General features: G+C 64.2%; 18 protein-coding genes. 6 read left to right on the top strand and 12 right to left on the bottom strand.

What is annotated here, in order from left to right:
• Positions 1–5: 5 nt before the first annotated feature.
• Together F0185_RS25180 and F0185_RS25175 are read right to left on the bottom strand one after the other, a co-directional pair.
• On the bottom strand, positions 6–938 hold the full coding sequence (locus F0185_RS25180; RefSeq protein ID WP_167229167.1) for an AraC family transcriptional regulator: 933 nt from the start codon (positions 936–938) through the stop codon (positions 6–8).
• Between the two features lie 202 nt (positions 939–1140).
• Positions 1141–1983 carry a universal stress protein gene (locus F0185_RS25175; protein ID WP_167229125.1) on the bottom strand — a complete coding sequence of 281 codons (843 nt, stop codon included), beginning with the start codon at positions 1981–1983 and terminating at the stop codon, positions 1141–1143.
• Positions 1984–2274: 291 nt separating this feature from the next.
• Here F0185_RS25175 and F0185_RS25170 point away from each other — a divergent pair, with 291 nt between their 5' ends.
• The 4 genes from F0185_RS25170 to eutC all read left to right on the top strand — a co-directional run bounded on the left by F0185_RS25170 (position 2275) and on the right by eutC (position 6686).
• Complete coding sequence (locus F0185_RS25170) at positions 2275–2982, top strand: DUF2059 domain-containing protein (RefSeq protein ID WP_167229123.1); 708 nt, start codon at positions 2275–2277, stop codon at positions 2980–2982.
• 60 nt (positions 2983–3042) lie between these two features.
• Positions 3043–4260: a metal-dependent hydrolase gene (locus tag F0185_RS25165; protein ID WP_167229121.1), complete on the top strand. Its 1218-nt coding sequence runs from the start codon at positions 3043–3045 to the stop codon at positions 4258–4260.
• A 234-nt stretch (positions 4261–4494) separates the two neighbouring features.
• A complete protein-coding gene (locus F0185_RS25160) occupies positions 4495–5865 on the top strand; it encodes an ethanolamine ammonia-lyase subunit EutB (protein WP_167229165.1) in 1371 nt (456 codons plus the stop codon).
• On the top strand, positions 5862–6686 hold the full coding sequence (gene eutC / locus F0185_RS25155) for an ethanolamine ammonia-lyase subunit EutC (protein ID WP_167229119.1): 825 nt from the start codon (positions 5862–5864) through the stop codon (positions 6684–6686). The genes F0185_RS25160 and eutC overlap by 4 nt, the downstream gene beginning before the upstream one ends.
• A gap of 194 nt (positions 6687–6880) precedes the next feature.
• On the opposite strand, the gene F0185_RS25150 is transcribed toward eutC, so the two are convergent.
• Together F0185_RS25150 and F0185_RS25145 are read right to left on the bottom strand one after the other, a co-directional pair.
• Positions 6881–8239, bottom strand: a complete 1359-nt coding sequence (locus F0185_RS25150; RefSeq protein ID WP_167229117.1) for a trypsin-like peptidase domain-containing protein — start codon at positions 8237–8239, stop codon at positions 6881–6883.
• Between the two features lie 129 nt (positions 8240–8368).
• A complete protein-coding gene (locus tag F0185_RS25145) occupies positions 8369–10798 on the bottom strand; it encodes a penicillin-binding protein 1A (protein ID WP_370664060.1) in 2430 nt (809 codons plus the stop codon).
• A 270-nt stretch (positions 10799–11068) separates the two neighbouring features.
• On the opposite strand from F0185_RS25145, the gene F0185_RS25140 reads away from it, so the two are divergent.
• A complete protein-coding gene (locus F0185_RS25140; RefSeq protein WP_167229115.1) occupies positions 11069–11569 on the top strand; it encodes a hemerythrin domain-containing protein in 501 nt (166 codons plus the stop codon).
• Between the two features lie 229 nt (positions 11570–11798).
• Here the strand turns inward: F0185_RS25140 and F0185_RS25135 are convergent, their stop codons facing one another.
• From F0185_RS25135 to F0185_RS25125, 3 genes are all read right to left on the bottom strand, one after another.
• Positions 11799–12272 (bottom strand): PIN domain-containing protein, encoded by a 474-nt coding sequence (locus tag F0185_RS25135; RefSeq protein WP_167229113.1) that lies wholly within the window; start codon positions 12270–12272, stop codon positions 11799–11801.
• Positions 12263–12460, bottom strand: coding sequence for a hypothetical protein (locus F0185_RS25130; RefSeq protein ID WP_167229111.1), 198 nt, complete (start codon positions 12458–12460; stop codon positions 12263–12265). The genes F0185_RS25135 and F0185_RS25130 overlap by 10 nt, the downstream gene beginning before the upstream one ends.
• A gap of 203 nt (positions 12461–12663) precedes the next feature.
• The gene (locus F0185_RS25125; protein ID WP_229477174.1) at positions 12664–14760 is read right to left on the bottom strand and encodes a carbohydrate-binding protein; all 2097 of its coding nucleotides are present in this window, start codon (positions 14758–14760) and stop codon (positions 12664–12666) included.
• A 421-nt stretch (positions 14761–15181) separates the two neighbouring features.
• On the opposite strand from F0185_RS25125, the gene F0185_RS35360 reads away from it, so the two are divergent.
• The gene (locus F0185_RS35360) at positions 15182–15742 is read left to right on the top strand and encodes a KGG domain-containing protein (protein ID WP_167229109.1); all 561 of its coding nucleotides are present in this window, start codon (positions 15182–15184) and stop codon (positions 15740–15742) included.
• A 97-nt stretch (positions 15743–15839) separates the two neighbouring features.
• Here the strand turns inward: F0185_RS35360 and F0185_RS25115 are convergent, their stop codons facing one another.
• The 5 genes from F0185_RS25115 to modA form a co-directional block, all read right to left on the bottom strand.
• Positions 15840–17810, bottom strand: a complete 1971-nt coding sequence (locus tag F0185_RS25115; RefSeq protein WP_167229107.1) for a helicase-related protein — start codon at positions 17808–17810, stop codon at positions 15840–15842.
• A 385-nt stretch (positions 17811–18195) separates the two neighbouring features.
• Positions 18196–18582, bottom strand: a complete 387-nt coding sequence (locus tag F0185_RS25110; protein ID WP_167229105.1) for a winged helix-turn-helix domain-containing protein — start codon at positions 18580–18582, stop codon at positions 18196–18198.
• A 5-nt stretch (positions 18583–18587) separates the two neighbouring features.
• Complete coding sequence (gene modC, locus F0185_RS25105) at positions 18588–19658, bottom strand: molybdenum ABC transporter ATP-binding protein (protein ID WP_167229159.1); 1071 nt, start codon at positions 19656–19658, stop codon at positions 18588–18590.
• 32 nt (positions 19659–19690) lie between these two features.
• Entirely contained in the window at positions 19691–20365 is a 675-nt protein-coding gene (gene modB / locus F0185_RS25100; RefSeq protein ID WP_167229103.1) for a molybdate ABC transporter permease subunit, read from the bottom strand.
• A 6-nt stretch (positions 20366–20371) separates the two neighbouring features.
• Entirely contained in the window at positions 20372–21115 is a 744-nt protein-coding gene (modA, locus tag F0185_RS25095) for a molybdate ABC transporter substrate-binding protein (protein WP_167229101.1), read from the bottom strand.
• Positions 21116–21264 lie beyond the last annotated feature (149 nt).

Here is a 21264-nt window from a genome sequence, read left to right as displayed (position 1 = left end):
CCCGATCAATGCGCCGTCACGTAAGCCGGCGCCTCCTTCGGCGACTGGCTCAGGACCGTTTTCATCACGGCCGCTTCCTGTACCGGACTGCGGCCGAAAAAGCGCTTGAATTCACGGCTGAACTGCGAACTGCTTTCGTAGCCGACCCGATTCGAGGCGGTGGCGGCGCTCAGGCCTTCCTGCACCATCAACAGGCGCGCCTTGTGCAGGCGCGTACTCTTGAGATACTGGATCGGCGACGTCTGCGTGACCGCCTTGAAGTTGGCGTGAAAGGCAGCCACGCTCATCCCCGCTTCCTGCGCCAGGGTTGACACGTCCAGCTCGCCGCTGAAACCCGCGTGAATGCGGCGCAGCGCCTTGCCGATCTTGCCGAACTGGCTGTGCTGCGCCAGTGCCGCGCGCACAGCACCGCCCTGCTCGCCCGTCAGCACGCGATACAGGATCTCGCGCATGATGCCCGGCCCCAGCACCTGCGCCTCCACCGGGCATAGCAGCACTTCAAGCAGGCGCAGCACGGCGTCGCCGAGGACATCGTCCATGGCGGTCGAGCACATGCTCACCGGCGCGTTGTGCGTCGGTGGCGCCGGACCTAGCGCCAGCGCCAGTTCGGCAGCGACTGCCAGGTCGATGTGCATCTTGAAGGCAAGCAGTGGCTCGGCTTCGCTGGCCTCGGTTTCGCTTTCGAACGGCAAGGGAACCGACAACACCAGATATTGCTGGGCATCGTAGATAAAGCTCCGCTCACCCAGATACCCCCGCTTGCGCCCCTGGCAAACGATCACGATACAGGGCTCGTACAACACCGGCGTGCGCGCCAAGGCGTGATTCGCGCGCATGAAGCCCACCGCCTCGAGGACGGAGGCGGTGTAGCCTTCGGACGGCGCCAGCGTGCCCAGCAAGGCGATCATCCGGTCTTGTCTGCTTGGCGGGGTTGGCATCGGCTCCTCGGTGGCGGGTTCGTCAGCCGCCAGTGTAAGCCGCAACACGACTGCGCGCCAAGATCCAATCCTCGCGCAGGCTTGCCTGATTCTCTTGCGAGGCCGCCAGCCATGCCCGCATGCCGCATCGCCGGACAAACAACGAAGAACAACGCCGCCGCGACCGCCACCCCGGCCGCGCCGCGATTCTACTCAGCCACGCTTAATGCATCATCCAGAGCGGCAAGGTAGACGACCTGAGCACGGTCCTGGTCGCGCCGCCGAGCAAGACTTCACGGAAGCGCGAACGGCCATACGCGCCCATCACGATCAGGTCGGCGCCAGCCTCGCCCGCCGCCGCGAGCAAGGCCCGCCCCGGATCGATGTGACTGTCGATGTCGCGCACGTTGACACGCAGGCCATGCCGCGCCAGGTACAAGGCGAGGTCCGCACCCGGCATGGCGCCGTGCAGGTCGCCCTGCGCGCGCGCATCGACGACGACGATATCGACCTGGCGCGCCCGCTGCATCAATGGAATCGCACTGGCGATCGCGCGGCTGGCCGGGGCGCTGCCGTTCCAGCCGACCACAATGCGCTGCCCCAACAGCAGCCCCTGCGACGCCGTGGCGGGAACGACCAGCACCGGCTTGGCCGAATTGAGCAAGACATACTCTGGAAAATCGGCCCGTATACCCGGCATGGGATGGGCGGCATTGTGCTGGCCGATCACGACCAGGTCGCAATAGCGTGCCTGCAAGCTCATGCCCAGCCCGATCTCTTCTTCCAGCCGGCGCCGCTCGACCGACAGCACGCCAAGCGCAGCGGCCCGCTGCTCGAAGGCGTCGAGCGCGCTGTCGGCCAGGCGCCGCAGTTCCACCAGCGGCGCTTGCATTGGCGGCAAGCTGGGGTCGAGGCCGCTCAGCGCCAGCAAGCGCGGCGGCAGGTTGGTCAGCGCCGTGCCGATCAGATGCGCGCTATGCTCGATGGCAAGCCGTGCCGCCGCATCAATCCGCACAGCGGCCTGCGCCGACTCGTCGACATGCACGAGAATCGTTTTGTACTCCATGTTGGCCTCCTTCAATCCGGTGACGCGCGGGCAGCGCAAAACCAGATAAGCCCTGCCCGCCCCAGGCATCTTCGCCCGCTCGAACGCCCTCACCCGGCCCTGTTGGCATGACGGCTCCGTAGCAGCAAGCTGGTCGGCGTGAACGACGCCGGCGCGGTAAGATCGCCGTCATGGATAATGCAGATCAATCAATCGTTTGACTGGCCTTGGGCGAACTGGTTCACCGAATTTTTCCGACCGATGAAAATCGCGCCCGCTGTCATGTCGACCTGGTGCTAACAGGAGTCAACCATGTTGAAACCGATCCGTATCCTTGCCCTGGCGTTGATCTGCCTCTGCCCGACGACGCACGCGGCCGAGCCGGGCGCCGAAACGATGCGAGCGCTGCAAACGATCGTGACAGCGGAACACATCGAAGAAAAATACCGGGCCTACCTCGACAGCTCCGCAACGCGTCATGCCGCAACCTTGCAAAAGATGCTGGAGGAAAAATTGAATGCCGCACCGCAACTAAGTCAAGCGCAACGCAAGCGCGCGCTGGCCATGCTTCCCGCATGGTCTGCCGCGCTGGCTGCGGACTTGAAAATACGCGACAAGTCGATGAACCTGCCAGCGCTGATCAGCGACATGGCGCAAACGATCTACCCACGCTATTTCACCGACGCCGAGCTCAAGGAGCTGGCGGCGTTTTATGCCAGCAGCGCCTATCAAAAGACCATCGATGTCAGTGCCCGAATCAAGGAGGACAAGCGCCGCACCGGCGTGGCCGATCCGGCGGCGTGGGACAAATACGATCACCTGTTTACAGAGGCGGAAAATGACGTCATTCTTGCCAACGGCGATTCTGCTCTCGGCAAGAAACTGACGCGCGTAAGCCCAGCCTTGAACAAGGAGATCCTGATGTATTTCGGCGCCAAAACCAGCGACAACATCAACGCCATCGCCGGACGCCACATGGCGAGATTTGTCGCCACCATGAACGCCGATACATCCAGATAGGACATCCGGCACCGTTTGCCAGCTCGGCAGGAATACAGCCGGCACGGTAAGATCGCCGCCATGGATAATTTAAGTCACTCGTTAATTGGACTGGCCGCCGGCGAATTGGTTCACCGTAGTTTGCCGGCCGAAGCCGATCCGGCCTCGCAGCGCACCCGGCGCCGCCTGATGCTGGTTTCGTGCTGGGCCGCCAGCAATTTCCCCGACCTCGACCTGGTGCTCAGCGGCCTCCTGCCAAGTCCGCTGGGCTACCTGCTGCATCATCGCGGCCACACCCACACTTTGTTGCTCGAAATTCCCCAGGCGCTGCTGCTGGTCGCCCTGCTGTGGCTGCTGTGGCCGGGCGCGCGCGCCCTGTTGCGCGCCAGCAAACCGGCCCGCGCCGGGCTGCTGGCGGCGGTCACCGCCGGTTTCCTGCTGCACCTGGGCATGGATGCCTTGAACTCCTACGGCGTGCATCCGTTTTATCCGTTCAACACTCGCTGGGTGTATGGCGACATGGTCTTCATCCTGGAACCGATGTTCTGGGTGGCCGGCGCGGTACCGCTGGCGATGATGCTTGGCAACCGCTTCTGGCGTGCGCTGCCGCTGGTCGCGCTGTCCGGCATGCTGGCCTATTTCACCGTGCGCGGTTTCCTGCACTGGGGCTCGCTGGCGGCCCTGCTCGCCTTCGGCGCCGGCCTGGCCCTGCTGCAACAGCGCGCCGGCAAGACCGGCAAGCAAGCCTTGTGCGCGGCACTGCTGGTCGCGCTCGGCTTCGTGGCGGTCCAGGGCGCCGCAATGCGGCAGGGCAAGACCATCGTGGCCGACCACCTGCGCCAGCTCGATCCGGCCAGCACCCTACTCGATACCTCGATGACGGCGTTTCCCGCCAATCCGCTGTGCTGGATCTTCGTCTCGGCCGAACGCGACAACGTTGCCGGCAGCTACCGCCTGCGGCGCGGCATGCTCAGCATCGCACCGAAGGTGCTCGCGCTCGACGCTTGCCCGGCCGCCCTGTCCGAAGGCGCGCCCGGGCCAGGCACGCAACTGCTCATCAACTGGAGTCAGGAAGCATCGTTGGCCCGCTTGCGCGCGCTGCAGGCGGGCAACTGTCGTTTCGATGCCTGGCTGCGCTTTGCGCGCATGCCCGCGCTGGGCACGGACAACGCTTCCGACGTGCGCTTCAGCACCACGCCGAGAGGCAATTTCACCACCTTGCCGCTGGACGAGAAAAACGGCCAACCCTGCCCCGCCGGCGTACCGGGCTGGGGCTATCCGCGCGCGGACCTGCTGTAAGAGCCTATCTCAGTAGATCGGAGTCGCTGCTGGCGCGCCTGGCAAGCGAGTGCCGCGTTACTCGTCGTTGCATGGCTAGCCATGCGGCCTCCTCGCGCCTTGCCCTCGCTTGCCATGCATCGCCATCAGCTTCCCCCGATCTACTGAGATAGGCTCTTAGCCAGTCCATGCTATGCTCGTTCCACGCCAACCACCGCCCCCGGAGCCCCCGTGACAACACAGCGGTTTTCGCACATGGTCGGGCCGCGCACCTACGGCTTTCGCGACCTCAAGGACTTGATGGCGCGCGCCTCGCCGGCCCGCTCGGGCGACCTGCTGGCGGGCGTGGCGGCGGCCAGCGCCGAAGAACGGGTGGCGGCCCAGATGGCCCTGGCCGACTTGCCGCTGCGCACCATTCTCGACAATCCCCCGATTCCCTATGAAGACGATGAAGTCACGCGCCTGATCGTCGACAGCCACGATGCGGCCGCCTTCGCGCCGATCGCCCACCTGACCGTCGGCGACCTGCGCAACTGGCTGCTGGGCGACGCCGCCGACAGCGCGCTGCTGGCCTTTGTCGCGCCCGGCATCACGCCGGAGATTGCGGCGGCGGTGTCGAAAATCATGCGCATCCAGGACCTGGTGCTGGTGGCGCGCAAATGCCGCGTGATCACGGCCTTTCGCAACACGCTCGGGCTCGACGGCCGCATGGCCACGCGCCTGCAACCGAACCACCCGACCGACGACGCCACCGGCATCGCCGCCAGCATGCTCGACGGCCTGATGTACGGCAGCGGCGACGCCGTGATCGGCATCAACCCGGCCACCGACAACGTGGCCCAGGTGGTCACCCTGGTCGGCATGCTCGACGCCGTCATTGCCCGGTACCAGATTCCGACCCAGTCGTGCGTGCTGACCCACGTCACCAACACCATCGAGGCGATCAGGCGCGGCGCGCCGGTCGACCTGGTATTCCAGTCGGTGGCCGGGACCGAGGCGGCCAACCGCAGCTTCGGCATCGATCTGGCGCTGCTGGCCGAAGCGCGCAGCGCCGCCCTGTCGCTGGGACGCGGCACGGTGGGCGACAACGTCATGTATTTCGAAACCGGCCAGGGCAGCGCGCTGTCGGCCAACGCCCATCACGGGCTCGACCAGCAAACCTGCGAAGCGCGCGCCTACGCGGTCGCGCGCGCCTTCAAGCCGCTGCTGGTGAACTCGGTGGTCGGCTTCATCGGGCCGGAATACCTGTACGACGGCAAGCAGATCATCCGCGCCGGGCTGGAAGACCACTTCTGCGCCAAGCTGCTCGGCTTGCCGATGGGGTGCGACGTCTGCTACACCAACCATGCCGAAGCCGACCAGGACGATATGGACGTGCTGCTGACCATGCTCGGCGCGGCCGGCTGCAACTTCGTCATGGGCGTGCCGGGCTCGGACGACATCATGCTCAATTACCAGAGCACGTCCTTTCACGACGCCTTGTACGCGCGCCGTGTGCTGGGCCTGCGCGCCGCGCCGGAATTCGAAGCCTGGCTGCACCGCATGGAGATCTTTTGCGGCACTGGCGCCGCCCAACTGCCGGACGCCCTGGCGCCCGTTTTTCAACAAGCCTTGCAGCGTTTATGAACCAATCGAAGCATGTACTGTCCAATCCATGGCAAGCCTTGCGCGGGCTGACCCAGGCGCGCATTGCGCTCGGGCGCAGCGGCGTGAGCGTACCGACGTCGGCGCAGCTCGATTTCCAGTTGGCGCATGCGCGCGCGCGCGACGCGGTCCACATGGCGCTCGACGCGGATGCGCTGGCGACGGCGCTGGCCGGGGATGGGCACGCCTGCCTGAGCGTGCACAGCGCCTGCCCGGACCGCGCCAGCTACCTGCAGCGTCCGGACCTGGGCCGCATGCTCGATGCGCCGTCGCGCGCCGCGCTGCTGGCGGCGGCCCCGGCTTCGTGCGACCTGGCGCTGGTCATCGGCGACGGCTTGTCGGCGCTGGCGATCGAACAGAATGCGCGCGCTTTCGTGGCGGTGCTGCTGGCGCGCTTGGGCAAGGCGGAGGGACAGGAACAGGCGCAGGAACACGAGCAGTGGAGCCTCGGGCCGATCGTGATCGCCAGCCAGGCGCGGGTGGCGATTGGCGACGAGATCGGCGCCTTGCTCAACGCGCGCGCGGTGGCGGTGCTGATCGGCGAGCGGCCGGGGCTCAGTTCACCGGACAGCATGGGCGTCTACCTGAGCTGGGCGCCGCGCGTGGGCTTGACCGATGCCGACCGTAACTGCATTTCGAATGTGCGGCCGGCCGGGCTGAGCTATGAAGAGGCGGCATACCGGCTGCATTATCTGTTGACGCAAGCCAGGCAGCGCGGGATGTCGGGGGTGTTGCTCAAGGATGATACCGTTGCCGAAGGGGGATTGCCGCAGGCGAAGAAAGGGAATTTTTTGCTGCGCTGAGGGCAGCCCGGGAATCGGCATGGGGCTTGCACTTGCCTCCTCGATGCAACACCGTCATTCCCGCGCAGGCGGGAATCCAAGTTCGCTGCTATGCCACGGAATGGGATTCCCGCCTGCGCGGGAATGACGGTTTCATGTGTAGCGGCAAACACTAGCGGGGTGCAAGCGCCTCGGGAGCCGCCGCCCCCGCAAGCTTAGCGCCGTGCGCACACCAGTCGCTGCCCGACATTGAACTTCAGAATCATCTTGTCGCGCGACAGTTCTTCCACCCGCAAGGTGTCATTCACGTTCGAAAACTGAATCGACAGCTGGCTCTCGCGATACATCCAGCGCCCTGGCGAGACCCGGTTCGCATAACGCATCTGCAAGGTCCGGTCGTCGCTGAAGGCAATCATCACCGATGTTCCGCCAATCGGATCGTTGCAATGCCATTCGCCCACCACCAGGTCGCCATTCTGCGCACTCTGGGCCGGGTTGTCCTGCGCGCGTTCGGCGCTCATCTTGGCGATCAGGCCGCCGCCCCGGCGCGTGCGCATGCTGCCGATCCATTCGGCCGGCGCGGCAAAATTCAGGTTCTGCCCGGTGCGCATCTGGAACGTCACGATCCCCACCAGCCGGCCTGAACTGTCGAACAGTCCGCCGCCGCTAGAGCCCGGCGAGACCGGCGCGGTGGTCTGGATCAGGGTGCCGCCGTCGAGCGGGCGCAGCGAGGATACGATACCGTCGCTGATGGTCAGGTCGAGCCCGTGCGGAGCGCCAATGGCAATCACGCGCTGGCCGGTACGCAATTCGCCCGAGGCGCCGATCACAGCGGCCGGCGCATTGAGGCCCTTGACCGACAGCTTGCACAGGTCGCGCTCTTCGTCGGCCACGATCACTGTCGCGTCGTAGCTGTCGTGTCCGAGCTTGACCTGCAGGCGCGAACCGGCCAACGCCACGTGGCAATTGGTAATGATTTCGTTACCACCGAGCGCGACCCCGCTGCCCGTACCGACCATGCTGGCGCCGTTATACATATTAATACGCGCCACAAACGGCGAGAGCTTGGCGAACAGGTCTTCCATGCCCATGGCGCCGGACCCGTTGCCGGCCGCAGGGGCGGACACAGCCTGGCTGTTGGACTGGGACTGGGACTGGGACTGGGCGGGAAAGCCGCCGCCATGCGCGCCGTTGTCTTGCATCGCCACCTGGCTTGCGCCCTGGCCTGCGACCACCGGCGGCGCAGCCGGGGCGCGGCCCTTGGACCAGTACACGAGCGCGGCCACCAGCAAGCCCGCGCCCAAGCCATAGCGCCAGTCGAGGTTGAAACCGGTCTTCGACCCGGCGTCGGCCTCGACGCCGCGCGTGAGCGGCGGCGCGATCTGGCTACGGTCGTAATGGCCGCGCTTATCTTTGTTCGACAGCACGGCGTAGGCTTCACGCACCAGCACCCAGTCATTGCGGTCGTACGAGCCGCTCTGAAACGCAGCATGCAAACGCGCGTACGCTGCGGCAATCTCTTCAGACGTTGCGAGGGGATCGACACCCAAAATGGTGTACAGCGTTCGTTTCATTTGCAGCGTCTCCGGTGGGAAACGTCGATCATAGCGTAAATATCATCACCTATCATAGCCCGCCGGAAATATTGCTTTTCCTTGGTGACGGGCTTGACATCGCCGGCATCATCGACGTGGAGACCGCTTTTACTGATCGAGCGAGGCCGGCGGCGCGTTTTGCTCGGACTCCGGCGGCGGTGGCGGTGGTGGCGGATCGCTGCGCTCCCCCTCCATCGGCATCGCTTCCTCGCTCTCCATATCGTCGGGGTCAAGCTCCGGCGGGGGCGGCGGCGCAACGCCTTCCTGCTGCATTTCGCCGGCTTCTTCGCTGATGTCGCCCGGATTATCTTCCTGGCGGACCGGTTCCGGACGGCGTCCGCCGGCAAACAGCGCGGCCGTATCGACTTTGCCTTCGGCAACCGCCGCCTTGAAGAAGTCGCCCACCACCAGAATCGCGTTGTGGCCGCCCTGCCCCCAGTAATTGCTGCGCATGGTGACGCGGTTGTCGTTAAAACCGACCCAGGCGCCGGCCACGAGTTTCGGATGCATCATGATGAACCAGCCATCGGTGTTGTTCTGGGTGGTGCCAGTCTTGCCGGCAACGTCACCGGTGATGCCGAAGCGGTAGCGGATGGCCGTGCCGGTGCCGCGATTGATCACGCCACGCATCATGTCGATCAAGTCGGCCGCGTTTTGCGACGACATGGCGCGCTCGGGCGCCGGGGAGCCGAATTCGGCGACGACCTTGCCTGCCCGGTCGGTGATGCGCGTGACGAACACCGGTTTGCGATACTCGCCCTGGGCCGCAATGCTGCTGTAAGCGTTGACCATTTCGAGCAGGGTCACCGGGCTGGTGCCCAGCGCCAGCGAGGGCACCGATTCGAGCTTGCTGTTGCGGATGCCGAGGCCGCGCGCCAGGGTAATAATGCCCGGCAAGCCAACATCCTGCATGACCTGGGCCGTAATGGTGTTCTTGGAAAACACCAGGCCCTCGCGCATGGTCATCATGTTGCCGCTCGATCCGCTCATGTCGGTCGGGCGCCAGACGGTGCCATCGCCCGCCTTGATATTCATCACCGCGTCGCGGTACGGGCGGTTCGGCGCGAAGCCTTTTCCCAGCGCGGCGCCGTAGACGATCGGCTTGAAGGTCGAGCCGGGCTGGCGCGCGGCCTGCACCACGTGGTCGTACTGTTCTTTATGGAAGTCGCGGCTGCCGACCCAGGCCTTGATGTGGCCGGTTTCCGGGTCCATCGCCACGAAGCCGGTTTCCAGGCGCGTCTTGGCCGCGCGCAAGCGGGCGATGAAGGCGCGGTCGGCGCGCAGGCGCTTGAGCGCGAGCGCTCCGGTGTCGCCGCTCTCGATGGCTTTCTTGTACTCGGGCGTTTCGCGAATGAAACTGTTGACCAGCGCCCCTTTGGAGCGCCAGAAATACTCGAACGGCGTGATCGATCCGTGCATGCCGGCATAGCCGCCGGCCGAGCCGGAACCGCTGTCGCTTTGCGCCCACTCGACGTCGGCGACGATCTGCAAGGCGTTGCCCTGGCGCTCGACCGCCTTTTCGGCGGCCTCCTGCAGGGCGGAGTCGAGCGTGGTGTGCACGACCAGGCCGTCGCGCTCGACGTTGTAGTCGTTTTCGTCGGCCCATTCGATCAGCCACTTGCGCACATAAGCGGTGAAATGGGTGTCGGTCGGGTTGCGCTCGGCCTGGCGCGAAAAGGACACGCGCAGGGGCTTGCGGCGCAAGCTGTCGTAACGCTTGTCGTCGAGCATGCCGTGCTTGCGCATTTGCGACAGCACCACATTGCGGCGCTGCACCGAGCGCTCCGGATTGTTGACCGGATTATAGTAATTGGTCCCTTTGAGCATGCCCACCAGGGTCGCGCTTTCCAGGATGTCGAGCTTGGCGGCGGTCGTGTTGAAATACGTGCGCGCCGCCATCTCGACGCCGAAGGTGTTGTACAGGAAAGGTACCGTATTCAGGTAGGATTCCAGGATCTCATCCTTGCTGTAGGCCGATTCGATCTTCACGGCGGTAATCATTTCCTTCAGCTTGCGGTTGATGTTGCGCGCACGTCCTATTTCCTCAGGAAACATATTGCGCGCCAGCTGCTGGCTGATGGTCGAGCCGCCCTGCGGATTGCCGAGGGCTGTGTGCAACACCGATGCCAGCGTGCGCTTGAAATCGATGCCGTGATGGTCCCGGAAGCGGTGGTCTTCGGTGGCGATCAGCGCCGCGATCATGTGCGGCGAAATCTGGGCCAAGGTCACGCGCTCCTGCAAGCCTTCTTCGAAGCTGGCCAGTTCCTTGCCGTCGGCGGATACCAGGATCGACGCCTTGGCCGCGCGCGTTTGCTTTAGATCGGCAACGCCGGGCGTGAACGGCAGCAAGATCAGCACCCAGACCAGCAGCACTGCCAGCGGCGCGCCGACGCACCACAGCAGCGGCAGCCCGATGCGTTTGTACGGCGGCTGCGCCATCAGGTAGTCGCGCAGACGACCCAGGCGCTCGCCCGCCGCGCCGCCTGCCGCGCGCACGCCTTGTCCCAGTCGTCCCATCAGATTGCGGTCGTCGCCCACGTTTGCTTCCTTGCTTAAAAGTCATTAACTTGCCTCACAGTATATCCGAGGGTGTGCCCAAGGTCGCGCGCGTCGGCATTGCGGACGCAGGCCAGCGTGGTTCCTGATAGGCGGACGTGGTTTTGTCCTACGCGGGAATTGCCAGTGCGCCTACTCCCTGCACGAATGAGGCCGCCTATCATGATGTTTCTGCTACAAGACAGGCAGCCAGGAATCATCCCAGCCACCCGGTAGCGCAATAGTTACCACAGAAAATATCAGGAGCACACCATGAGGACCTCATCGTCGACTACCCGTAACACGCCGAAAACCATGCCAGGCGGCCAGGAAGCGCAGGACGCGATCGCGCTGCTGACCGAAGACCACGAGAACGTGAAACAGATGTTCGAACAGTTCGAGAGCCTGGGCGACCGCGCGCATGCGACCAAGAAAAAACTGTCCATGCAAATCTGCACGGAATTGACCAAGCACGCGACGGCCGAGGAAGAAATCTTCTACCCGGCAGTGCGCGCGGCGACCAAGAAGAATGAAGACCTGGTTGACGAAGCCACCGTCGAGCACGCATCTGCCAAGGACCTGATCGCGCAGATCATGGAAATGGAAGCGACTGAAGAGTTGTTCGACGCCAAGGTCAAGGTATTGTCCGAGATGATCGAGCACCACGTCCAGGAAGAAGAGAACGAAATGTTTCCAAAGGCGCGCGAGGCTGGCCTTGATCTGGAAGCACTGGGGCAGCAAATTGCCGAGCGCAAAGCGCAGATTACGGTGTAATTGACAGCGCCCTCCCGCCAGGGCGGGGATGGCGAACGGTTCCTCCTCAATCCGCTGAAGCTCAGCGCGGGTTGACGGGGAATCGTTTGCGTTGGGGGCCAGGAATTTCACGCCGCCGCGCGAACTGATCTTCGCCATTGACGCGACGCATATTGGTCTTATACCTCAGCAATTTTCGTGGGCGTGGATGCAGTTGTCTTGCCGGCACGCCGCGAAGCGCCTGGCAGGACTATCGAATCCGCGTCATGGTTGGACCACCGCTCTTTGGAACGAGTTTGATCGGCGCCCGCACGTTGGTCACGATGCCGTTCGTAGAATCGTAGTCATAGGGGACGTGGACGGTGACGCCTGCCGTCAGGAAGTCCTTTGCGTTGCGGGTCACGACCGGGCAACCTCGCGCCCACGCGGTCGCCGCAATGATCGCGTCGGGGAGCTTGATGGCAGGCCCGTTGACGAGGCTGCTGCCCCGAATCTTGATTGCCGCCTCCATGATCGTTTTGCTCATATTTACGACCTGAAACTCATCCAGGACGGCGTCCAGGATGGACTTTTCGTGTGGGCGAACAATCTCACCGACACGAAGTTCCATGTAGGTGATATAGCTGATGGCCGGCATGTCGTAGCTGGCCAACTCGATCGACGCTTGGTGGACGCCGTTGAGCATGTCGATGAAGATGTTGGTGTCGAACAGGATCAAGGCCATTCAGACCTCAGTTGCTCCTGGTATTCGACGCCATCCTTTGGCATGTCCTTGCGGTCTTTCCACAGCCCTTCGGCAGCTTTCAGGGCGGCGGCGAGCCTGCGGCGCTTCACCTCCATCGGGCTGAGCGGCGGTGGTTCGTGGGGAGCGGACAGGTCTGGGTGCTCGCCGATCTTCTTTAGAGTTGCCATGTCGGCCTCCCATGTGCTTAGTCATCAGCAGTGTAGCGCATTCCCTTTGGACTGTCGTCATGGCAGCACGACTTGCCATCGTGTTTTGGTGGGACGCGACCAACCCCGTAAAGAGCGCGCAAGCGCTGCTTGAATTTCCGCATAGTGGGGACTTGCCCTGCGCCAAGGCGGCCGCCTTGGCGCAGGGATGACGGGCGCTGCCGCTATTGGGCGTTCATCTGCCACCAGTTCATGTTCCACCCACCCACGCGCGAATAGATGGCCAGGTCCTGCTGTCCGGCTTCCAGATAGGCACTCGCCGTCACCGTCTGCCAGTTCTGCCATCCACCCGTGTTGGGCACAGTCACGGTCGCCAGGTCGCTGCCATTCTTGCTCAACGCGAACTGCCCACCGTTGTGGATCGTGGCAACCCGGAACTGCAAGTTATACCAGCCTGCCTTGGGCACATTGACCGGATAACTCATCCAATCATTGTTATCGACATTGCTCACGTTAAAGCCGCCCCCCGCGTCGCTGGTGGTCTCCATGCGCATGCCGCTGTGCGTGGCGAACATTTCCGCTTCGATCCGCGCCCCCACCGCCGGTTTCCAGTTCATCCAGTACGCGATGCTTTCATTGCGCACCAGCGGCTGCGTGGCGAAGCTGCGGAAATAGCTTTCGATCTGGGCGCTCGATGCCGTGCTGACGTTCAGGCTGCCCAGCCCTCCCCCATTGCTGCTGTTCGTCACCATGCCCCAGCCCCAGGAATTGGTATCGCCATTCGAGCCGCCATACGTCACGTTCTTGTAGGCCCAGTTGGTCGCCGCCCAGCCGTACATATTGTAGGCGTCGTAGGTCTTGCGGGTGATCTGCCCGCCGTAGCTGCCCAGCAAGGTCCACGGCTGGAATTCACCGATCAGGAATGGCGTGTTCAGCCCAGTCAGCCTGGCGTTCCAATCGCAGCTTTCGCCCGTACCGTTGGTGTTGCAGTGCAGCCAGTTGGCGTGCATATTGGCCTGGTTGGCCGCGCCCGGCACTTCGTTCCAGCCCCACAGCCCCGGATAGAAGTGCATCCAGAAGGCCACATTGCTCAAGCCACGCGTGTTCGGGTTGCCATAGGCATCGATGCCGCTGTTGTGGCCCGGCAGCAGGATCATGTGTTCCGGATCCTTCGCCCTGACCACGTTGAACAGTTCGTACGCGTAATTGGCCAGGGTGGTCGCGTCCGTGCCCCACGGCTCGTTCAGCAAGTCGTAGGCGGCCACGGCGGTGCGGCCACGGTAACGCTCGGCGATCTTGTCCCACAGCCACTTGGTACGGTCGCGGTAGGCAGCGTTCGACCACAGCTGCGCCGGCCCCACGCAACCATCGTGCTGCTCGGTCGCCGCCGCCTGTCCGCCCACGGTTCCGTGCAGGTCGAGGATCACGTACATGCCGCGCTTTTCCGCTTCGTTGATGGCGAAGTCCAGGTGCTTCCAGGCATCGGCGCGCAGGTTGTAGGGACTGTACTCGTTTTCCACCAGGTTGAAGTAGAAAGGCACGCGCACCACGTTCATGCCCATGCCCTTGATCAGGTCGAAATCGCGCGTGGTGATCCAGCTGTCGCGGTACACGCCCATCAGGCGTTCTTTCTCGGCGTTGCCGAAGCGCTGCGCCAGCGTGCCCTCGAGCGTGCACTGGTCGTTGACCAGGCCGTTGCTGGTGGACATGCTGTTGTTCATCATCCAAAACTCAAGCTGCAGCCAGTTGCCCAGGTTGACGCCACGCAGGTTGACGCGTTTGCCGCTGCTGTCGACCCAGTAGCGCCCGTTCTGGCGGATCGCCGGCAGTTTGGCCGACGTGTTTTCGGCGATGAAGTTGATCCAGTTCAGGTTGAAACCGCCGCCTTTGGCGAACACGGCCAGGTTCTGCGGGCCGGCGTTGAGAAAGACGCGCGAGCTGATGGTCTGCCAGGTTTGCCAGCCACCGGTGTTGGGCACGCCGACGGCGTCGCTGATATCTTTGGCGTTCTGGCTCAGCACCAACTGGCCGCTGGCGCCGCCTGACGCCACCCGGTACTGCACCGTGTACCAGCCGCTGGCTGATGGATTGACCGAATAGCTCATCCAGTCGTTGGTCTCGATCCAGCCGACATTGGCGCCGCCGCCCGTGTCCGCCGTCGCTTCGGTGGCGACGCCCTGCATCGACGCGTACGACTCCGCTTCGAGTTTGCCGGGCAAGGCGGTCTGCGCGGCGCAGGCAACGCTGAGCACACTGCCGGCCAGTGCGCACATCACGTGCGGCAAGGAATGCCGCACGTGCCTGTGAAGGGTAAGTTTCATGAAAGTCTCCTGTTGTTATGAGGAGCAGCCGGTCGATGCCGCGCTGCCGGGAAGACACGCTTGCGATGCACGAGAGTGGAAACGTTCCCAATATCGTGGGATTGATGGTATTGATTTCGCCTGGCCGCGTCAACGTAAATATAGAAAGCCCTTGGGAAATTAGCGTTGATGCGCGAACAGCACAGTGCTCGTGCGGGGAAGTTTGCGTGGATACAGAGCCATTTCCGACTGCACATTTCGTCGGTAAATTTCAGCGGCCTCGGCATACATTTGTCCTACACGACAGTTGCAAGTGCTCCTACTCCAATGCTCGGATCGCTGGCCTAAGATGTCTCTACTCGCTTCCGAACGAGAAAGTTTGAAAGCGAAAACCAAGTAGTTCCTGCGGCACATTTCAATTAAAACACTAGGAGAAATCACCATGGCATCGAACAACAATCAAGGCGGCAACAAAGACAACAACGCATCGAACAGCGGTTCGAACACCGGTTCGCAAAGCGGCAGCAAAGGCGGCCAGGGCAACAACCAGAGCGACACCAGCAACCGCGGTTTCGCTTCGATGGACCCTGAGCAGCAGCGCGAGATTGCAGCCGAAGGCGGCCGTGCAGCCCACGCCTCCGGCAATGCCCATGAGTTCACCTCCGAAGAAGCACGCGAAGCAGGCAAGCTGAGCCACAGCGGCGGCAACCAGCAAAGCGGTTCGGGCAACAGCAAACAAAGCGATTCGGACAGCGGTTCGTCGCGTGGTTCATCGGCCAGCAACAAGAGCGATTCCGATAGCGGTTCGTCGCGCGGCTCGTCGGCCAGCAACAAGAGCGACTCGGACAGCGGTACCTCGCGCGGCGGCAACAAGCAAAGCGGCTCGTCGGACGATGATTCGTCTTCGGGCGGCAAGTCGGGCGGCTCGAACAATGCCAGCTCGGGCGGCTCCAAATCGGGTTCCGGTTCGGGCTCGAGCTCGGGTAGCAAAAGTACCAAGTAAGCCAGTGTGACCCCGCCCCGCTGTTGCGGGGCAGATAGCGACGACAATAGCCTGCTGCGTGCGGGCTATTGTCGTTTTCAGAGGTGCGTGCGGGCGATCAGCGAAACTTCTTCGGGTGACGCTGGCGCGCCGCCGCGTTTTGCGACTGCAACATCGAATCGACCCGCTCCGACGCACTGCGCGCCAGTTCCTGGGCCAGCGCCACGCTCGGAAAAAATTCCGGCTCGCGGTAAGCCAGCCAGGCGTAAGCCGAATACAGGCGGCAACTATCTTCCACCTCTTGCAGGTTCTGCCACGCCAACTGGCCAATATCGTCGTGCAACTTGCAGACCTTTTTCTTGGCCAGCGACTGCGCCCACATTTCCCAGGCCCGGTGCAGCGACGGCACCTTGGTCGAGACCGGCACCAGCGAAAGCATGAATTTCTCCGCCACCGACAAGGGCAAGGTATCGAGCCACTCGGCGCGCTCGGACTGCTCCTCGGTAATGCGCGGATAGAAAAAGCCGTCCGGCACATCGATATTGTGAACGAAGCGCTTGAGCAGGCGCACCAGCGAGGTTTCATCGGTCACGGACGCGATCCGGTGCAAGTGTTCGAGCGAGGGCGCGACCGGAAAGCCGGTGGCGTTGAGCGGCGCCAGCTTTTCCTTGAGCAAGGCGCGCATCACTTCATGCGTCTCGTCATCGTAACCGGCCACCTTGCCCTCCTCGTGCACCCCGTAGCGGCCGGCGCGGCCGGCGATCTGGCGCGCCAGCGAGGCCGAAATTTCCTCCTCATCGATGCCGTTGAATTTGACGGTGGTGGTCATCACGATGCGTTCGATCGGCATGTTCAGGCCCATTGCCAGCGCATCGGTGCCAACCACGATATCGGCCGAGCCATCGCGGAAACGCTCGGCCTGGGCGCGCCGCACCTCGGGCGCCAGGTTGCCGTACACGGTCGCCACCGACAAGCCGATTTCGGTGATCATGTCGCGCCACATCAACACCTCGCGCCGCGAAAAGCAGATCACCGCATCGCCGCGTTTGAGGTTACGCAACTTGCGCACCGGACCCGCATCCATCGACAGCGGCGCCATGCGCTTGAGCAGGTGCACTTCGAGCGGGCATTCGAGGCGCGCGGCCAGGGCTTCGATCGCGCGCCTCGCTTCGGGTGCGCCGACCAGGTACACCACCGAGGCCGGGGCGCCGCACACGGCCGCGGTCCAGGCCGCGCCGCGGTCGCGGTCGGCCAGCATCTGGATCTCGTCGATGACGGCCACCTCGACCGGCGTGCGGGAATCGAGCATCTCGACCGTGCTGGCCACGTGGGTGCCGTCCTCGGCGATGCGGCGCTCCTCGCCCGTGACCAGGCTCACCGCCAGCGCCTTGCCGTGTGGGCGCGCCGCTTGCAGGCGCTCGAAATTTTCCAGCGCCAGCAGGCGCAGCGGGGCAAGGTAGACGCCGCTTTTGGCATTGGCCAGCGCTTCCATCGCGCGGTGCGTCTTGCCGGAATTGGTCGGGCCGAGCAAGGCGATGAACTTGCGCGGCATGCGGCGCGCCACCTCGAACGACGCCGGATACTCGGCCAGGTTGATGCTGGCGCGGGTACGCGCGGCGTGGCGTTCCTCCTGGGCGCGCTCGACCGCGTGGGCCACGCGCTGTTCGATGCGTTCGAACAGATAGCTGGCCGGTTCCGAGGTTTCCATTTCGAACAGTGGGCCGAGGAAGGTGGCGGCGTCCAGGTTATGATCCTCGCACTCGCCGGAAATATCGCGCACGAACACGCGCACGCTCTGGTGCAGCTCATCGATGGTGCGTTCGGACACGCGTTCGCGCAGCAGGGCGCGCTTGACATCCTGATCCATCTTGCGCCACTTGCTGGGGCGCGCCAGCACGCCCTGGGCCGGGACCAGGTGATACGGCACATTCAGGCCGCCTTCATCGACTGCCCCGGAAAATTGCAGGAATACCCGGCCCTCCATCTTCACAAGGCGCACGGCCTGGGGATCGAAGCCCAGTTCGGCGACCAGGGCGTCATCGTCGCTGTTGTCGTTGGTGGGCAATTGCTGAGTTGGGGTTGCTGTCATTGGTGCTATTTACTTATCTATTCTATAAACGTCAACTATATCGCGTCTGGGGCCGGCGCGTGTCGCAAAACATTTCTTAACAGAGGTCAGACCCCAGTGCCACGTGTCGCAAAACATTTCTTAACGGAGGTCAGACCCCAATGCCATAGGCGCGTGTCGCAAAACATTTCTTAACCGAGGTCAGACCCCAATGCCATTTCTTAACCGAGGTCAGACCCCAATGCCACTACAAAACCGTCATTCCCGCGCAGGCGGGAATCCAAGGCACCGTCGAGTCTCGAACATGCCTTGGATTCCCGCCTGCGCGGGAATGACGGGGTGGCATTGGTGGCATTGGGGTCTGACCTCTGTTAAGAGGCATTGGGCTCTGACCTCCGTTAAGAAATTAATTGTCGGACCGCAAGAGTTTGGTGAGGGCGGCGGCGTGGCTGGCGGCCGCTTCCATCGCCGCGGCCTGCATGGCGCGGTAGTGCGTGAGCACCTCATTGCCCATCGCGGTCACGCTGGCGCCGCCGCCCTGGCTGCCGCCGGCCGCGCTGCGCACCAGCGGCGCGCCAAAGCTGCGGTTCATCACGTCCACCAGCAGCCACGCGCGCCGGTACGACATGCCCATCGCGCGCGCCGCCGCACTGATCGATCCAGTCCTCCCGATGGCGTCGAGCAAGTCGGCCTTGCCCGGTCCCATGGCGATCTCGTCGTTCTGCAACAGGCGCAGCTTGACGTCGATCCGGGCCGCGTTCCGCCCTCCCCCGTTCTCGCTCTCGTTCTTCATCCGCTTCAGCCTCCCGAGAGCAAGGCGGCAGCCTTGACCTGGGCCCACACCGGCATCCCGATTTCCAGCCCCAGCTGGTCGCACGAGCGCCGCGTGATGCGCGCCAGCAGTGGCGTGCCGCCGGCGTCGAGCCGCACCATGACGTGCGCCGGATCGATACCCGGCGCGATCTGCACCACCGTCGCGCGCAGCTGGTTCAGGATCGAGCTGCCCGCCTGCGCCACCAGCGCCACGCTGACGTCGCGCGCCAGCACGCGCAGCCGCAAACGCGTCCCCAGCGCCAGCGCCGCGTGCGCGATGTACATGGCGCCGCCCGCCGCCTTCAGGCACAGCAGCCCGTAATCGCCATCGACACTGTCGACCACGCCGTCGACCAGCGCACCGGCCTCGTCGAGCATGGCGCGCGTCACTTCCGGCAACACCAAGGTCTCGGCCGCCGGCCCGCTGGCGACGATGCGCCCGCCGTCGAGCAGCACGATATGGTCGGCCAGGCGCGCCACTTCCTGCATCGCGTGGCTGACGTACAGCATGGGAATGGCCAGCTCGGCCTGCACCCGCTCCAGATACGGCAGCACCTCGTCCTTGCGCCGTGCGTCGAGCGAGGCCAGCGGTTCATCCATCAGCAGCAGGCGCGGGGCGCCCAGCATGGCGCGCGCAATCGCCACCCGCTGGCGCTCGCCGCCGGACAATCCCTGCGGCCGGCGCCCGAGCAAATGGCCGATGCCCAGCAACTCCACCGCGTGCGCCATCACCTTGGCGCCATCGGCGGCGCGCGCCCGCTTGCGGGCAAAATCGAGGTTGCCCTGGACCGACAGGTGCGCAAACAGGCTCGCTTCCTGGAACACATAGCCGAGCGCGCGCTGGTGCGTCGGCAGGAACACCCCGGCCGCGTCATCCTGCCACACTTGGCCGTTAACCTCGAGATAGCCGCCAGCATGGCGCTCGAGCCCGGCAATCGCGCGCAGCAAGGTGGTCTTGCCGGAGCCGGAATGGCCGAACAACGCACTCACCCCACGCCCCGGCAAGTCGAGCCGCACCTGCATGGCAAAACCGCTGCGCCGGATGTCGAAGCGCATGCGCAACGCCGGCGCCAGCCCCGCGCCGGCGCTCACAGCGCCCGCCGCGTCGGATTGAAGCGGTACAGCAGCAGCAAGGCCACGAAGCTGATCACCAGCATGCCGCCGGACAGCCAGTGCGCCTGGGCATATTCGATCGCTTCCACATGCCCGTAAATCTGGACCGAGACCACCCGCGTCTGCTGCGGAATGTTCCCGCCGATCATCATCACGACGCCGAATTCGCCCACCGTATGGGCGAAGCCGAGCGTGGCGGCGGTCATGTAGCCAGGCTTGGCCAGCGGCAGCACGACCGAAAAAAAGGTGTCGAGCGGACTGGCGCGCAAGGTCGCCGCCACTTCGAGCGGACGCGGGCCGATCGCTTCGAAAGCATTTTGCAGCGGTTGAATCACGAAGGGCATCGAATACAGCAGCGAGCCGATGACCAGCCCGGCAAAGCTGAACGGCAGCAGTCCCAGGCCGAGCGCTTGCGTCAGGTGCCCGAGCGGGCCGTTCGACCCCATCGCCACCAGCAGGTAAAAGCCGAGCACGGACGGCGGCAGCACCAGCGGCAGCGCCACCACCGCGCCGACCACGCTCCTGGCGCGCGAGCGCGTTTGCGACAACCACCACGCCACGGGCGTACCGAGCACCAGCAGCAGCAGCGTGACGATGCTGGCCAGTTTCAGGGTCAGCCGGATGGCGCCCCAGTCGTCCGCGCTGAGCATGCGCCCTTACAACTCGTAACCGTAGGAGCGGATCACGGCGCGCGCCGGCGCCCCGCGCAGATAGGCCAGGAAAGCCAGCGCAGCCGGCTGGTCCTTGCCCGCCGCCAGCAGCAGCGCATCTTGCCGGATCGGTGCGTACATTCCGGACGGCACCACCCAAACCGAGCCCGATTGCGGCTTGCCGCCGCCCCGTATTTGCGACATGGCCACAAAGCCGAGCGGCGCCGCGCCCGAGACGACAAATTGATGGGCTTGGGCAATGCTGTCGCCCTGCACCAGCATGGGCGCCAGGCGTTCGTGCAAGCCCAGCTTTTCCAGGGTTTGCATGGCTGCCGCGCCGTACGGCGCCAGCTTGGGATTGGCGATGGCCAGGTGCGCGAACTTGCCCTGGCTGAGCACGTCGCCGTGCTCGTCCACCAGCCCCGCCTGCGGACTCCACAAGACCAGCTTGCCGATGGCGTAGGTAAACCGGGAGCCCGGCGCAGCGTTGCCTTCCCGCTCCAGCCGCGCCGGCGTCTCGTCATCGGCTGCCAGCAAGACCTGGAACGGCGCACCGTTCTTGATCTGGGCGTAGAACTTGCCGGTGGCGCCGATGGTGGTGAGCACCTTGTGCCCGCTGGCGCGTTCGAAACCGGTCGCGATCTCTTTCATCGGCGCGCTGAAATTGGCGGCCACGGCCACGTGCACCTCGTCGGCGCTGGCAATCCCGGCCGCCGTCAGGGCGAGCCACAAGCTGGCAAGTCGAATCATCGTGTTACTCCGGTCGTGGTGAAGGCGGCTGCGCCGCGCATGGCGCTATATCCGATTATATACGACGACGTTTGCAGCCCGGAAAAGCGCACCGGCGGGAGGGTTTTCGCCCTCTTCCCCACGGCGCTGCGCGTGTGGCGAATATGCGA

This window comes from Massilia rubra (assembly GCF_011682065.1).
Lineage (GTDB): Bacteria > Pseudomonadota > Gammaproteobacteria > Burkholderiales > Burkholderiaceae_D > Telluria_A > Telluria_A rubra.
Note: the sequence above shows the minus strand (reverse complement) of the source record. Positions and strands in the feature narration are given on the sequence as shown.

What these genes read in the sequence shown, in the direction of transcription:
- F0185_RS25130 (WP_167229111.1), bottom strand. Translation starts at nt 12,460, where the DNA reads ATGGCAACTCTAAAGAAGATCGGCGAGCACCCAGACCTGTCCGCTCCC.
- F0185_RS25110 (WP_167229105.1), bottom strand. Translation starts at nt 18,582, where the DNA reads ATGAAGAACGAGAGCGAGAACGGGGGAGGGCGGAACGCGGCCCGGATC.
- modA (WP_167229101.1), bottom strand. Translation starts at nt 21,115, where the DNA reads ATGATTCGACTTGCCAGCTTGTGGCTCGCCCTGACGGCGGCCGGGATT.
- modB (WP_167229103.1), bottom strand. Translation starts at nt 20,365, where the DNA reads ATGCTCAGCGCGGACGACTGGGGCGCCATCCGGCTGACCCTGAAACTG.
- F0185_RS25160 (WP_167229165.1), top strand. Translation starts at nt 4,495, where the DNA reads ATGGTCGGGCCGCGCACCTACGGCTTTCGCGACCTCAAGGACTTGATG.
- F0185_RS25135 (WP_167229113.1), bottom strand. Translation starts at nt 12,272, where the DNA reads ATGGCCTTGATCCTGTTCGACACCAACATCTTCATCGACATGCTCAAC.
- F0185_RS25170 (WP_167229123.1), top strand. Translation starts at nt 2,275, where the DNA reads ATGTTGAAACCGATCCGTATCCTTGCCCTGGCGTTGATCTGCCTCTGC.
- F0185_RS25140 (WP_167229115.1), top strand. Translation starts at nt 11,069, where the DNA reads ATGAGGACCTCATCGTCGACTACCCGTAACACGCCGAAAACCATGCCA.
- F0185_RS25180 (WP_167229167.1), bottom strand. Translation starts at nt 938, where the DNA reads ATGCCAACCCCGCCAAGCAGACAAGACCGGATGATCGCCTTGCTGGGC.
- F0185_RS25125 (WP_229477174.1), bottom strand. Translation starts at nt 14,760, where the DNA reads ATGAAACTTACCCTTCACAGGCACGTGCGGCATTCCTTGCCGCACGTG.
- F0185_RS25165 (WP_167229121.1), top strand. Translation starts at nt 3,043, where the DNA reads ATGGATAATTTAAGTCACTCGTTAATTGGACTGGCCGCCGGCGAATTG.
- eutC (WP_167229119.1), top strand. Translation starts at nt 5,862, where the DNA reads ATGAACCAATCGAAGCATGTACTGTCCAATCCATGGCAAGCCTTGCGC.
- F0185_RS25175 (WP_167229125.1), bottom strand. Translation starts at nt 1,983, where the DNA reads ATGGAGTACAAAACGATTCTCGTGCATGTCGACGAGTCGGCGCAGGCC.
- F0185_RS35360 (WP_167229109.1), top strand. Translation starts at nt 15,182, where the DNA reads ATGGCATCGAACAACAATCAAGGCGGCAACAAAGACAACAACGCATCG.
- modC (WP_167229159.1), bottom strand. Translation starts at nt 19,658, where the DNA reads ATGCGCTTCGACATCCGGCGCAGCGGTTTTGCCATGCAGGTGCGGCTC.
- F0185_RS25150 (WP_167229117.1), bottom strand. Translation starts at nt 8,239, where the DNA reads ATGAAACGAACGCTGTACACCATTTTGGGTGTCGATCCCCTCGCAACG.
- F0185_RS25115 (WP_167229107.1), bottom strand. Translation starts at nt 17,810, where the DNA reads ATGACAGCAACCCCAACTCAGCAATTGCCCACCAACGACAACAGCGAC.